Below are 12,596 nucleotides of genomic sequence, written 5' to 3'. Positions count from 1 at the left end.
ATGACGGGGCAAAAAATGGATTGGGACAAGCTGCGCGTATTCCACGCGGTGGCGGAGGCGGGCAGCTTCACCCATGCGGGTGATACGCTTAACCTTAGCCAGTCGGCGGTATCGCGCCAGATTTCGGCGCTGGAGGAGGCGCTCTCGGTGCCGCTGTTCCATCGCCATGCGCGCGGGCTGATCCTCACCGAGCAGGGCGAGGCGCTGAACCGCACCGTGCGCGAGGTGTTCGCCAAGCTGGCGATGACCGAGGCGCTGCTGGCCGAAAGCAAGGAAAAACCGGCCGGGCGGCTGAAGGTGACCACCACGCACAGCTTTGGCGTGACCTGGCTGGCGCCGCGGCTGAAGACCTTTCTGGCCGCGCACCCGGATGTGACCGTGACGCTGCTGCTCGATGACACCGATCTGGACCTGGCGATGCGCGAGGCCGATGTGGCCATCCGCATGCATCCGCCGCGCCAGCCCGACCTGGTGCAGCGCCATCTGGGCGAAATCCGCAGCCAGATATGGGCCTCGGCGGAATATCTGAAGGCCAACGGCACGCCCCAGATCGTGGAGGATCTCGACCATCACAAGCTGATCCTCTTTGGGGACCGCAAGCCGCCGGTGCCTGATGTGAACTGGCTGGCCGAGGTGGGCCGCAAGGACGGCACGCCGCGCCGGGGCGTGCTGGAGGTGAACTCCCTGCAGGCGATGCTGGTTTGCATCCGCAACGGCATGGGCATCGGCGCGGTGCCGGATTATCTGGTGCAGGACCCAACCGGGCTGGTGAACGTGCTGCCGGAGCTGAAGAAGCCGGCCAATGAGATGTATTTTGTGTATCCCGAAGAGCTGCGCAACAGCAAGCGGGTCTCGGTTTTCCGTGATTTTCTGATTAACAGCATCTCCGAGCGCGGCGCGCACAAGCCCTGAACGGGCCGTCCGGGAACCGCCAGAGTGCGATGGCATCTCAGCCATCGTACCCTGGAACCGGCGGATAAGGCTGGTTTTTAGGCAAAGTGGCGCGCTATTATGCATGAAGCGCGTGGCAGGCGCGCGGCCAGCGGTTGCGAAAAGGCCGACATTACGAATTTAACACTTAAATATTTTTCGATTGTGGCCTATATACAACATTGTTCGGTGCGAGCCGGACACGTTCAGCCCGCGAGGGTTGGATTGGGACCTTGGTCCCAACGTCTCCCAGACGTGAAGCCTCCCTGTTGACTTGACCCGCAGGCCCATAGGCCGCGGGTCTTTTTTTTGCGGCAAGCGCGGCAGGTGTTCAGGGAAACTGGAGCGGGTAGCGGGAATCGAACCCGCGCATCAAGCTTGGGAAGCTAACAGGCTACCATTACATCATACCCGCTCATGAGCGCACACATAATCTGCCCCGCCGGACTGCGCAAGCGGGACACTGGTTGACCGGCCCGCCGGGCAGGTCTAGGCGGGAGGCTGCCTCGTGATTTGTCCGGCCGGATTGCGGCGAGGCGGCATCCCCCGGATGCCATTAAATAAACGCGCTAAAGAGGCTGTGGCGCTGCTATGCGCCACTTCCCCCCGCGGCTGGACATGTGACGGCCAGACATGTTTGTGAAGCGAGGGGATTTGAGATGAGCGATACCGATAACCAGCGGCTGGCGACGAAGCTGATCCACGCCGGGCGTATCCGCACGAATTTGGACGAAAACGCCGAGGCGCTCTTCCTGACCTCGGGTTTCGCCTATGAGAGCGCGGACATGGCCGAGGCGGTGTTCGCCAACCAGATCCAGCACTACCAGTATTCGCGTTTCGCCAACCCGACGGTGAGCATGCTGGAGCAGAAGCTCGCGGCCATCGAGGGGGCGGAGGTCTGCCGCTGCACGGCGACGGGCATGGCCGCGGTTTCCTCGGCCATGCTGGCCGGGCTGAAGACGGGGGACCGCGTGGTGGCGGCCCGCGCGCTGTTTGGCTCCTGCCACTGGATCGTGAGCACCCTGCTGCCGCAATACGGCATCGCGACCGAGTTTGTGGACGGTGCGGACCTCGCTGCCTGGGCCAAGGCGCTGGCCGAACCGGCGGCCATGGTGCTGCTGGAGACGCCCTCCAACCCGATGCTCGACATGGTGGATCTGCGCGCGGTGTGCGATCTGGCGCATGCCGCCGGCGCCCTCGTGGTGGTGGATAACGTGTTCGCCACCCCGCTGCTGCAACGCCCGCTGGAATTTGGCGCCGATGTGGTGGTGTATTCCGCCACCAAGCATATGGACGGCCAGGGCCGCGTGCTCGGCGGCGCCGTGCTGGGGGCGAAGCAATGGATGGAGGAGGTTTTCCAGCCGTTTTTCCGCAACACCGGCCCGGCGCTCTCGCCCTTCAATGCATGGGTCATCCTCAAGGGGCTGGAGACCATGGCCCTGCGGGTGAAGGCGCAGTCAGCCTCGGCGGAGGCCATTGCGGTGTTTCTGGAGCAGAGCCCCAAGGTCTCGCGCGCGCTCTACCCCACGCTGGCCTCGCACCCGCAACGCGAACTCGCCATGAGCCAGCTGAGCGGCGGCGGCACCATGGTCACCTTCGAGCTGAAGGGCGGTAAGGCGGCGGCCTTCGCGTTGATGAACGCATTTAAAATCATCACCATTTCCAACAACCTGGGCGACACGAAATCCCTCGCGACCCATCCGGCCACCACCACCCACATGCGCATCGGCCCGCAGGAGCGCGCGCGCCTGGGCATCAGCGATGGCACCATCCGCCTCTCGGTGGGACTGGAAGATCCGGCCGACCTCATTGATGATCTGACCCAGGCGCTGGCCCGCGTGGGATGAGCTTGTCTACCGGGCAGGCGGGCTGGTAAGCTCACCGCCATTATTATTGGGAGATAAACATGGCGGCCACTGCTGTTTTCACTCGTTTGCCGCGCGCGGATCTGGGCGAGCTGGTGGCGGCCGCGCAGGATGATGACCCGCACGCGCTGCAGGCGTTTCTCGCCGCCAACGGCACCACGGTGGCGGATTTCGATTACGATGGCGCGGTATTCCCGGTGCTGCTGCCCATTCTCTCCGATGATTATGACATCGAGCTGGAAGCCAGCGAGAACGAGGTGGTGGCCGATATCGCCGAAGCCACGGAGACGCTGGTGTTCATCATGACCGCCGAGGACCAGGATAAATATCTGGAGGCGCTGAACCCGGATAATTTCGATGAGGAAGAGTTGGGCGACGCCTATCATGACTTCACCGAGGAAGAGGACGAGGACGCGGGCGAGATGATGCTGGCGGGCATCGCCGCGTTGCACACCGCGCTGGCCGAAGCCGACGCGGGGCATGTGATTGTCGTCACCGTGGGGTAGAGCGGGAAGCGCTCTTAAAAAAAACGGCCAGGGGGCAAAGCCCGCCTGGCCTTATTTTTGGCGCGGTGTCAGTTGGTGTGCTGGGCCGCCGCCTGCAGGTTGGCGGCATTGGCCAGGATGCGGTCTTCAAGCCCGCTGGCGGTCGCCGGGTCGGCCGGGGTATCAACCCACTGGCCGTTCTGCTCGGTCTGGTGGAACACGCTCACCTGGATGGCGTTGGCGGTGAGCTCGCGCCCGAGAATATAGGCGTTCACCTTGAAGCGCTCATCAGGCGTGGCGGGGGGGGTGTACCAATCGGTGATGACAACGCCGCCGAACGGGTCCGCCGAGACCAGCGGCATGAATGCCAGCGTGCTGAGTGTCGCGCGCCAGAGATAGGCGTTGACCTGGATTTGCGTGGCCTGGGCGGTGCCGCCGCCGCTGGAGCCCCGGCCGAAGGTGAAGAGCGTTCCGGAGGAACTGTCCGCCACTTGGGCGGGGCTGCTGCCCTGGGGGACGAGCGGGCTGTTGATGTCCGCCGCCGAGGTTTTCACGCCGCTGCAACCGGCCAGCGTGAGCAGGCTGACGGCCACGGTGGCGGGGACGGCAAATTTTCGTAGAATTCGCAAATCAGCTCTCCAAGGCGTAAAACTGCATGCTGTTTAGCCGTCATGCGCGCATCCGCCAAGGGCGCGCGGCATGCGGGGCAAAAAAGGGGTGGCGGTTGCCCGCCACCCCTCTGCTTGCCGTGCCGTATTGGCTAGAGCCTGACTGGTTTAAGCACGATCAGGCTCCAGCTATTTTCCGGAGGGCGATTCACGCTTTCGGCCCGCTCAGTTGAGCGACCCTCAAACGATCGCGCTCCAGGCTGTTACCACTTGATGGTGGCGCCCGCCGCGACGACCTGCGCCTGGCCGTTGCCCTTGGTGGCCGCAGCCGGCTGGTGCTTGTGGCCGTACATGTATTCCACGAACAGCGAGACCGGCTTGGCGACCGCGTAGTTCGCGCCGGTGGCGAAGCCGTATTCGCTCAGCGTGCGGGCATCGCCGTTGGTGGCCGACCAGCCGCCGGAGGTTTGCGAGTTGAAGTAGGACGCGCCGACCGAGTAGGGGCCGACAGCGTAGACGGCGCCCACGGTGTAGGCCAGCGCGTTGCGGGCGCCGCGGGGCTTGAAGGCGTAGCCGTCTTCAACCGAGCCGCTCTTGAGGTTGGCGCCAACGGTCAGCCCGCCATAGGTGGTCTGCGCGCCGGCCTGGAACACGCCCATGCTGCTGTAAGCCTGTGCGGCGCCGATGTTGCCGAGCGGCGAAGAGGCCAGGTAGCCGCCGGAGACCTGGGTGGCGAAGCCGCCGAGGTTCACACCGTAGTTGACCATGCCGTCAAACGTGTTGCGGCGGCGGGTGGCGCTGCCACCGGCGATGGAGGAAGCCTGCGCGCCGTAGATGCTGCCCAGGTTGGCGTAGCCTTCCTTGATGCCGTTGGAGTTCGGCTCAAAGCTGATCACGGCGCTGAACTTGCCGTCCAGCATCGGCTCGGCCAGGGCCGGTGAGATGTAGACCAGCTTGTCAGTGGTGTAGAGCGCGCCCTGGTCGGCATAGATGAACTGGCCGGGAGCGCCGCTCGGCAGCAGGTTGACGGGAGCGCCTTCAGCGGTCCACTGCGCGCCGTCGCCGAACGCCTCGATCACGCCGCGCTGCAGCAGGGTGAAGGCGCCGTCGGTCTGGCCGAAGCGGACATAGCCGAACTCGGTCGTGCCGATATAGCCATAGGCGCGGCGGACATAGATGCTGTTCACACCGGCGGTGGTGTTGGTGGAGGCGTTGTTCACGCCCTTGCCGGTGGCGTTGGAGGTGGTGGTGCGCAGCTCAACCTGGGCGCCGTAGGCAATGCCGTTGTCGGTCATGCCGTCAATGCCGGGGTACAGGCGGACATCGCCAATGGTGCCGACCGGGCTCAGCTTATAAGCGGTGGCGCCGCTGCCGCCGGTCATGCCGTTGCCGCCAACGTCGCCGATGGCGAACTGCAGATAGCCGTTCAGGTGCACGGCGACGGTGCCGGGGGCGACCGGCTTGGCCGGCTGGGCCATGGCGCCGGAGGTGGCGGCGAGCAGAGCGCCCATCGAGGCCGCAGAGGCCAGGAGCAGTTTGCGCATGAAAAAATCCTTCTCTTTTAAGCCGGAGACCCGGCGGGAAAAATTAGCGGCGGGTTAAAAAACCCCATTCTGAACGGCCAGCCGCGGGGGCCGACCGCTCGGATGCGCCCTTAAAAGCCGCATACCGGCGCCGAGGCAATCTCGTAATTGTGAAGCGGGGGAGTTTTGTAACACCTGTGGCGAAAACAGCACATGTATATGACAATAGTGTGAAATTTGAATTTTAAAGCACTTGGAAAAACCGTAACATTTTGTCGATCATTACAGTTTCGCAAGCGTATGAATACTTATTCGATAGGCAATAAGCGTCACATTATCGCCGTGTGGCGGCGGCGGCCAAAGCCTCGATTGCCCCGGCTCCGGTGCAGAATTTGCCCAGTTGGCGGATGCTTCCGCCGTTAATTCCTCCCAGGGCGAAGGGTTTTGTCCGCCCGGCCCGGCGTGCCAGATTGCGAAAGCCCAGGCCGCCCAGCGCCGGGGCGCCGGGATGGCTGGCGGTGGGGAAAACCGGGGAGATGAAGGCGATGCGCGCGCCTGCCAGCCGGGCCTGGCGCAGTTGTGCCAGGTTATGGGCCGAGGCGGTAATGGGCGCGTGGCGCGGCAGCGCCAGCACCCCGGCGCGCCGGCCGCCGCGCAGATGCACCCCGGCTTTCAGGCGGGCCGCCAGCCGCGCGTCCCCCGCGACCACCAAGGCAATGTGCCGCGCGCGGCATAGCGCGGCGAGTTGCACACCCAGCGCGGCGCGCTCCGGCGCGGCATCATGCCGGAACACCACGCCGCAGAGCCTGGGTGGTAAGGCGCGCACCACCGCCAGCAGGTCCGGCGTTCGCGCGGGGTCTGAGAAGAGCCAAAGCGGCGGCGGCGCGCCGCCCCGCTTTACCCTCCGGCCCCAGGCGATTAACCGTATATCCATGGCTGACCTTACGATGATCGCGGCGAATCTGGAAAATATTCATGCCCGTATCGCCGCGGCCGCGCGCGCCGCTGGGCGCGCCCCCGCGGATGTGACGCTGATCGCGGTGAGCAAGACCCACCCGCGCGCGGCGGTGCTGGCCGCGCTGGCGGCGGGGCAGGCGGTGTTCGGCGAGAACAAGGTGCAGGAGGCGGAGGCAAAATTTCCCATCCCCGGGGCAAAGCTGCATCTGATCGGCGCATTGCAGACCAACAAGGCGGCGCAGGCGGTGCGCATCGCCGATGCGATCGACAGCCTGGACCGCGCGCGCCTGAGCGATGCCATCGAGAAAGCGGCTGCGGCTGCCGGGCGGCTGCCGGAGCTGCTGGTGCAGGTGAATATAGGTGACGAGCCGCAGAAGGCCGGCGTGCCCCTGGCGGCGGCGGATGGGTTCATAAAGGCCAGCCGGGCGCGTTTTGGCGCGGCGCTGAAGGGGTTGATGTGCATTCCGCCCGAGGGGGTGGACCCGCTGCCCTATTTCAGGCGCCTGGCGGCGATGGCGGATGTGCACGGGCTGGCGGTGCGCTCGATGGGCATGTCAGGCGATTTCGAAATCGCGATTGCCGCCGGGGCCACGCATGTGCGCGTCGGCTCGGCGATTTTTGGCGCCCGTCCGGCGCGTGATTCCGGCAGCGCATTATTAAATCTTACTTAGGCGGGCGGAATCGGCGCGGCTGGACCTGTCCGCTTGCGTAAATTGGCTGTAATGCCTGCGCTCGTTTCAGCGATTTGTATTTTTGTTGTGGAGAGCACCCCCGGTGATCAGATTATCGGTCCCGTTCCGGCAGGCTGTATCGCGGCTCACGTTTCCGGTGATGCTGATGCTGTCGTTTGGCATCGTGCTGATCGGCCGCGCTGACCAGGGAATGTCCGGGGCGCTGCGCACCGGGCTCGATGATGTGCTGGCGCCGGTATACGGCGTGTTCGCGGGGCCGATTGAGGCAGCGGAGAGCGGCACCGGGGCGATCGGGCATTTGTTTTCATTGAGCGCCGAGAACGCGCAATTGCGCGCGGAAAACGCCAAGCTGCTGCAATGGCAGGCGGTGGCGATGGCGCTGGAGGCGCAGAACAACGCGCTGAAGGCCACGCTGAACTACACGCCGCCCGCCGCGCCGGCGTTTTCCACCGGCGATGTGGTGGCGGATCTGGGCGGGGTTTATGACCGTTCGGTGCTGGTGGTGTTGCCGCCCGGCGGCAGCTCCGTGCCGCTGATGGGCGCCGTGGCGATGGACGGGCGCGGCGTTGCGGGGCGCGTGGTCGAGGCGGGAAGCCGCTCGGCGCGGGTGCTGCTCATCACCGATATCAACAGCCGGATTCCAGTGGCGCTGGGCGCCAGCGGCGCGCCTGCGCTGATGGCCGGAACCAACGGCCCCACCCCGGCATTGCTCTACTGGGCGCCGGGCCAGCCGCCCGCAGAAGGCGCGATGGTGCTGACCAGCGCGGTTGGCGGCGCGTTTCCGCCCGGCCTGCCGGTTGGCGTGGTGCATTACGATGCGCAGAACCAGCCTGTGGTGCTGCCGCTGGCGGATTTGGACTCGCTGCGCCTGCTGCGGTTGTTCAGCTACCCGGATAATCTGCCGGTGCTGACGCCGATCCCGCACACCAAGGCCAAGCCCGCCGCCATCGTCCATCACCGGAAAAAATAGCGCATGCGGCGGCAAGGCTTGTGGCGCCGGTTGGATGCGGCGGCGCGTTATGCTGTTCCCTTCGGTACGCTGGTGGCGGGGCTGGTGGTGCTGGGCCTGAATTTCGGCCTGCCCGGACAGGCGCAGCTGCGCCCGGTTTATGCGTTGGCCTGTGTGTTTTTCTGGTCGCTGTACCGGCCGTCCGCGTTGCCCGCCCCGGCGGTGATGGCGGGCGGGGTGCTGCTGGACCTGCTGGGCTTCTCGCCGGTCGGGCTGTGGGCGGTGCTGCTGCTGCTGCTGCACGGCTTGGTGCTGGCGCTGCGCCGCCGTCTGGTGCAACGGGGGTTTTTATTCACCTGGCCGGTTTTTTCCGGCTTGGCCGCCGGGGCGTTCGTGCTGGCGTGGGGCGCGCAATCGCTGCTCGGGCAGGGCATGCTGCCGCTGCGCCCGGTGCTGACGCAAACCGGCTTCTCGGTGTTGCTCTACCCGGCGCTGGCGGCGCTGTTCATTCGTGTGCATCGCGGCCCCGCAGCGGCTGAATTGGCCTGATGCCGGGTTTGCGCCTGCCGGCGGGGGGCGTGCGCCATGAAGCGTGATGCCAAGGACCGCGCCGCCTTTACCCGCCGCGCGCTGCTCATCGGCACCGCGCAATTTGGCATCTTTGGCGCCATCGCGGGGCGGCTGTATAATCTGCAGGTCGCCAAGCATGGCAAATACGCGTTGCTGGCCGAGCAGAACTCGATCTCCGAGCGGCTGGAAGCACCGCTGCGCGGGCTGATCACAGACCGCTTCGGCACCGTGCTGGCGGGCAACCAGCAGCACTGGCGCGCCCTTTTCATGCAGGCGCTGGCGCCCGACCCGCAAGCGGTGCTGGATAATTTCTACCGGCTGGTGCCCTTGCCCGATGACGAGAAGGCGCGCATCGCCGCTGAGCTGGCGCACCGGCCCGGCTATATTCCGGTGCTGCTGAAGGATTATCTGGACTGGCCGGACATGGCGGCGCTGGAGGTGAACACGCCGGACCTGCCCGGCGTTGTGGTGGAGGTGGGGGCCAGCCGCTCCTACCCGTTCGGCCCGGGGCTTGCGCATGCGGTTGGCTATGTGGCCCGGCCCAACCAGCGCGAGGCGGCGGCGGACCCGGTGCTCAGCCTGCCGGGCATGCGCATTGGCCGCACCGGGGTGGAAGCGGCGCAGGACGCGGTGCTGCGCGGTGTGCCTGGATTCGTGCAGATGGAGACCAACGTGCATGGCCAGGTGGTGCGCCAGGTGGCGCATGACCCGGGCACGCCGGGGCAGGAGGTGACGCTGGCGCTGGATGCCGGGTTGCAGGCGCTGGCGGTGCAGGGGCTGAAAGACCAGACCGGGGCGGTGGTGATGCTTGACGCCAGCACCGGCGAGATTCTGGCGATGGCGAGCAGTCCCTCGTTTGATCCGTCGCTGTTTGACAAGGGGGTGCCGCAGGCGACCTGGAATGCCTGGATGGCCGATCCGGGCCACCCGTTGCAGAACAAGGCGGTCTCGGGTTTGTTTGCGCCCGGCTCCACCTTCAAGCCCACCGTGGCGCTGGCGGCGATGAAGGCAGGCACCCTCACGGCGGAGACGATTTTGACCTGCCCGGGTTTTTTCAAGCTGGGTGACCATGTGTTCTGGTGCGACAACCATACGGCCCATGGCTCCATCACCGTGACCACGGCGTTGCAGGTGAGCTGTGACGTGTTTTTCTATCAGGTGGCGCTGGGGGTGGGGATCGACCGGATCGCGGAGATGGCCACGCTGATGGGGCTGGGCACCGATCTGGGCGTGGATCTGCCCGATGCCGAGACGGGGCTGGTGCCGACGCTGGACTGGGCGCGCCAGCATGGGATTCACTGGGTGGAGGGCAGCACCGTGGTGCAGGGGATCGGCCAGGGTTACACCCAGCTCACGCCGCTGGCACTGGCGACGATGATCGCGCGGGTGGCGACTGGCAGCGCGGTTGGCCCGCATATCACGCGGCGGATTGCCGGGACTTTGCAGATTGGCTCCACCCCGGGCGACTGGCCGGTGCTCGATGTTGACCCGGCGCATCTGGCGGTTGTCCGCCAGGGGTTGTTCGAGGTGGTGAATACCCCGGCGGGCACGGCCTATGCCGACCGGCTTGATCTGCCGGATGTGCAGATGGCGGGCAAGACCGGCACCGCCCAGGTGCACGACAACACCGCGGCCGAGAAGCGGCAGGGGTTTAATGACCTCACCATGGCCTGGGCGGCGCGGCCGAATGCGCTCTTTGTCGCCTTCGCGCCGTATGACAATCCGCGCTATGCGGTGGCCGTGGTGATCGAACATGGCAATTACGGCGGGGTGGCGGCGGCGCCGATCGCCCATACGTTGATGACCCATGCGCTGACCCATGATCCAGCCGGGCGGGATGTGCCGCTGGGCGGCGGCGGCGCATGATGATGGATTCCGAAAGGCTGGCGCCGCAACGGCCGTTTCGCGACCGTTCCTTCGGCCTGATGCGCAAGCTCCTGCGTGTCAACTGGCTGTTCGTGCTGTGTGTCTGCCTGCTGGCGGGGGTGGGGTATACGGCGCTGTATTCCGCCGCCGGGGGCGCGCCCCGGCCCTATGCCGACAGCCAGCTGTTCCGCTTCATCGGCGCGCTGGTGCTGATGCTGGGGATCGCGATGGTGGATATCCGCCAGATCGCCAAAATTTCCTGGCCCGCCTACGCGCTGGGGGTGCTGCTGCTGCTGGTGGTGATGAAGTTCGGTCATACCGGGCTGGGCGCGAAGCGGTGGATGACCGTGGGGGGCATGGAAATTCAGCCGAGCGAGCTGATGAAGCTGTTTCTCACCCTGGGGCTGGCCGCGTATTTCCGCCGCGCCACGCAGGAGCGGCTGAACGAGGCCTTGTTCCTGCTGCCGGCGGTGGCGGCGATTTTGCTGCCTGTAGGGCTGATATTGAAGGAGCCGAACCTGGGCACGGCCGTGATCACCGCGATGATCGGCGCCACGGTGATGCTGGGGGCGGGGGTGCGCTGGTGGAAGTTCGCGATTTTGCTGGGGGTGATGCTGGTGGCGGCCCCCCTGCTTTACCATCACCTGCATGACTACCAGCGCGCGCGCATCACCACCTTCCTAAATCCGGGCTCGGACCCGCTGGGGGCCGGGTATAACATCATCCAGTCGAAGATCGCGCTGGGTTCGGGCGGGTTGACCGGCCAGGGGTATCTGCACGGCACGCAGAACCAGCTTAATTTCCTGCCCGAGAAACAGACCGATTTCGTGTTCACCATCATCGCCGAGGAGTTTGGTTTTCTGGGCAGCATGGCGGTGCTGGTGCTGCTGTTCTCCATTATCGCCATGGCGCTTTATACCGCGATTTCATGCGGGCATGTGTATGGGCGGCTGGTGGCGCTGGGGGTGGCGGCGAATTTTTTCCTGTACTGCTTTGTCAATCTCTCGATGGTGATGGGGCTGATCCCCGTGGGGGGCGTGCCGCTGCCGCTGATCTCCTATGGCGGCTCGGCACTGACGGCGGTGATGCTGGGGTTTGGCGTGTTGATGTCAGTGCATGTGCACCGCGACGTGGAATTCGCCAGCGAGGAGTTTTGAGGCGGCGCCATGCATCTGCTTGTTTTTGATTCAGGGATTGGCGGGCTGGGGGTGGTGCGCGAGATCCGCCGGTTGCAGCCGCGCGCGCGGATCAGCTACCTCGCCGATAACGGGTTTTTCCCCTATGGTGAAAAACCAGATGCGGCGCTGCTGGCGCATATCGTGGGGCTTATTGGCAGGGCCATAGAGTTTTTGAAACCAGATGCGGTGGTGGTGGCGTGCAACACCGCTAGCACCATCGCGCTGGGGGCGTTGCGGGCGGCGTATGCGCTGCCCTTCATCGGCTGCGTGCCGCCGATCAAGCCGGCGGCGGCGGCGAGCAAAACCAGGGTGATCGGCGTTCTGGCGACCGCCGCGACGGTGCGCCGGGCGTATTTGCGCGAGTTGATTGAAACATTCGCGCCCGATTGTGAAATTCACAGCCTCGGCGCGCCCACGCTGGCGGCGCTGGCGGAGCGGAAATTCCGCGGCCAGGCGGTGGATGTGGCCAGTGCGGTGGCGCCGCTGTTCAGCCAGCCGGGGGCCGGGCGGATGGATGCGGTGGCGCTGGGCTGCACGCATTACACGTTTCTGCACCCGGAGTTCGAGGCGCTTTATCCGGGGGTGACGTGGTTTGATCCGGCGCTGCCGGTGGCAAGGCGCACGCTGGCGGTGACGGGGGGAATTTCCACCCCAGCGGCGGCGCGCGCGGGGGCGGCGTGGTTTACCGCGCCGTTGGCGGATATGGATGTCATGCAGCCGCGGCTGGCGGAATTCGGGTTTTATGAAATCTGTCAGGGGGCGTTATGACAAAATTTCTGTGCGGCATCGATCTGGGGGCGAGCAGCCTCAAGGTCTCGATCATCAACGCGGCCGGGGAGGTTGCGGGCGAGGCGAGCGCGCCGGTGACCACCGTGGTGGCGCGGCCGGGATGGTCTGAGCAGGACCCGGCGGAATGGTTTGCCGCGTTGTGCCGGGCGGTGCCCGAGGCGCTGGCGGCGGCGGGGATCGGGGC

Annotated in this window: 13 protein-coding genes, 1 tRNA gene and 1 riboswitch; of the genes, 10 read left to right on the top strand and 4 right to left on the bottom strand. The window is 65.7% G+C overall.

Annotated features, from left to right (window positions below; genetic code table 11):
• Positions 1 to 15 precede the first annotated feature (15 nt).
• Positions 16 to 912, top strand: a complete 897-nt coding sequence (locus HKL97_RS09545) for a LysR family transcriptional regulator (RefSeq protein WP_291424789.1) — start codon at positions 16 to 18, stop codon at positions 910 to 912.
• A gap of 359 nt (positions 913 to 1,271) precedes the next feature.
• Here the strand turns inward: HKL97_RS09545 and HKL97_RS09540 are convergent.
• Positions 1,272 to 1,345 (bottom strand) — tRNA-Gly (locus HKL97_RS09540).
• Between the two features lie 82 nt (positions 1,346 to 1,427).
• Positions 1,428 to 1,524, top strand: a riboswitch (SAM riboswitch).
• 65 nt (positions 1,525 to 1,589) lie between these two features.
• On the opposite strand from HKL97_RS09540, the gene metZ reads away from it, so the two are divergent.
• Both metZ and HKL97_RS09530 read left to right on the top strand, forming a co-directional pair.
• The gene (gene metZ / locus HKL97_RS09535; protein WP_291424742.1) at positions 1,590 to 2,777 is read left to right on the top strand and encodes an O-succinylhomoserine sulfhydrylase; all 1,188 of its coding nucleotides are present in this window, start codon (positions 1,590 to 1,592) and stop codon (positions 2,775 to 2,777) included.
• Between the two features lie 59 nt (positions 2,778 to 2,836).
• On the top strand, positions 2,837 to 3,301 hold the full coding sequence (locus HKL97_RS09530) for a hypothetical protein (RefSeq protein ID WP_291424740.1): 465 nt from the start codon (positions 2,837 to 2,839) through the stop codon (positions 3,299 to 3,301).
• A gap of 68 nt (positions 3,302 to 3,369) precedes the next feature.
• Here the strand turns inward: HKL97_RS09530 and HKL97_RS09525 are convergent, their stop codons facing one another.
• The 3 genes from HKL97_RS09525 to HKL97_RS09515 all read right to left on the bottom strand — a co-directional run bounded on the left by HKL97_RS09525 (position 3,370) and on the right by HKL97_RS09515 (position 6,345).
• Positions 3,370 to 3,909 carry a DUF3576 domain-containing protein gene (locus HKL97_RS09525; protein ID WP_291424738.1) on the bottom strand — a complete coding sequence of 180 codons (540 nt, stop codon included), beginning with the start codon at positions 3,907 to 3,909 and terminating at the stop codon, positions 3,370 to 3,372.
• Positions 3,910 to 4,151: 242 nt separating this feature from the next.
• Complete coding sequence (locus tag HKL97_RS09520; protein WP_291424736.1) at positions 4,152 to 5,432, bottom strand: porin; 1,281 nt, start codon at positions 5,430 to 5,432, stop codon at positions 4,152 to 4,154.
• A 313-nt stretch (positions 5,433 to 5,745) separates the two neighbouring features.
• Positions 5,746 to 6,345: a thiamine phosphate synthase gene (locus tag HKL97_RS09515; RefSeq protein ID WP_291424734.1), complete on the bottom strand. Its 600-nt coding sequence runs from the start codon at positions 6,343 to 6,345 to the stop codon at positions 5,746 to 5,748.
• Here HKL97_RS09515 and HKL97_RS09510 point away from each other — a divergent pair.
• The 7 genes from HKL97_RS09510 to HKL97_RS09480 all read left to right on the top strand — a co-directional run.
• Positions 6,344 to 7,039 carry a YggS family pyridoxal phosphate-dependent enzyme gene (locus HKL97_RS09510; protein WP_291424732.1) on the top strand — a complete coding sequence of 232 codons (696 nt, stop codon included), beginning with the start codon at positions 6,344 to 6,346 and terminating at the stop codon, positions 7,037 to 7,039. The two genes, HKL97_RS09515 and HKL97_RS09510, sit on opposite strands and share 2 nt — an antisense overlap.
• 103 nt (positions 7,040 to 7,142) lie before the next feature.
• Complete coding sequence (mreC, locus tag HKL97_RS09505; protein ID WP_291424730.1) at positions 7,143 to 8,030, top strand: rod shape-determining protein MreC; 888 nt, start codon at positions 7,143 to 7,145, stop codon at positions 8,028 to 8,030.
• A gap of 3 nt (positions 8,031 to 8,033) precedes the next feature.
• Positions 8,034 to 8,558, top strand: coding sequence for a rod shape-determining protein MreD (locus HKL97_RS09500; RefSeq protein WP_291424727.1), 525 nt, complete (start codon positions 8,034 to 8,036; stop codon positions 8,556 to 8,558).
• Positions 8,559 to 8,594: 36 nt separating this feature from the next.
• A complete protein-coding gene (gene mrdA / locus HKL97_RS09495; RefSeq protein WP_291424725.1) occupies positions 8,595 to 10,445 on the top strand; it encodes a penicillin-binding protein 2 in 1,851 nt (616 codons plus the stop codon).
• Positions 10,445 to 11,602, top strand: coding sequence for a rod shape-determining protein RodA (rodA, locus tag HKL97_RS09490; protein ID WP_291424787.1), 1,158 nt, complete (start codon positions 10,445 to 10,447; stop codon positions 11,600 to 11,602). Before mrdA ends, rodA begins: the two co-directional genes overlap by 1 nt.
• Before the next feature lie 9 nt (positions 11,603 to 11,611).
• Entirely contained in the window at positions 11,612 to 12,391 is a 780-nt protein-coding gene (murI, locus tag HKL97_RS09485; protein ID WP_291424723.1) for a glutamate racemase, read from the top strand.
• Positions 12,388 to 12,596: FGGY family carbohydrate kinase (locus HKL97_RS09480; protein WP_291424722.1), on the top strand; the 209-nt coding region annotated here is incomplete at its 3' end. The genes murI and HKL97_RS09480, both read left to right, overlap by 4 nt.

Origin of the sequence: Acidocella sp., from assembly GCF_013044125.1 — a bacterium.
Taxonomy (GTDB): Bacteria; Pseudomonadota; Alphaproteobacteria; order Acetobacterales; family Acetobacteraceae; genus Acidocella.
The sequence above is the reverse complement of the archived record's forward strand: the minus strand, read 5'-3'. Positions and strand labels throughout refer to the sequence as shown.

What these genes read in the sequence shown, in the direction of transcription:
- metZ (WP_291424742.1), top strand. Translation starts at nt 1,590, where the DNA reads ATGAGCGATACCGATAACCAGCGGCTGGCGACGAAGCTGATCCACGCC.
- mrdA (WP_291424725.1), top strand. Translation starts at nt 8,595, where the DNA reads ATGAAGCGTGATGCCAAGGACCGCGCCGCCTTTACCCGCCGCGCGCTG.
- HKL97_RS09510 (WP_291424732.1), top strand. Translation starts at nt 6,344, where the DNA reads ATGGCTGACCTTACGATGATCGCGGCGAATCTGGAAAATATTCATGCC.
- murI (WP_291424723.1), top strand. Translation starts at nt 11,612, where the DNA reads ATGCATCTGCTTGTTTTTGATTCAGGGATTGGCGGGCTGGGGGTGGTG.
- HKL97_RS09520 (WP_291424736.1), bottom strand. Translation starts at nt 5,432, where the DNA reads ATGCGCAAACTGCTCCTGGCCTCTGCGGCCTCGATGGGCGCTCTGCTC.
- HKL97_RS09500 (WP_291424727.1), top strand. Translation starts at nt 8,034, where the DNA reads ATGCGGCGGCAAGGCTTGTGGCGCCGGTTGGATGCGGCGGCGCGTTAT.
- HKL97_RS09515 (WP_291424734.1), bottom strand. Translation starts at nt 6,345, where the DNA reads ATGGATATACGGTTAATCGCCTGGGGCCGGAGGGTAAAGCGGGGCGGC.
- HKL97_RS09545 (WP_291424789.1), top strand. Translation starts at nt 16, where the DNA reads ATGGATTGGGACAAGCTGCGCGTATTCCACGCGGTGGCGGAGGCGGGC.
- rodA (WP_291424787.1), top strand. Translation starts at nt 10,445, where the DNA reads ATGATGGATTCCGAAAGGCTGGCGCCGCAACGGCCGTTTCGCGACCGT.
- HKL97_RS09530 (WP_291424740.1), top strand. Translation starts at nt 2,837, where the DNA reads ATGGCGGCCACTGCTGTTTTCACTCGTTTGCCGCGCGCGGATCTGGGC.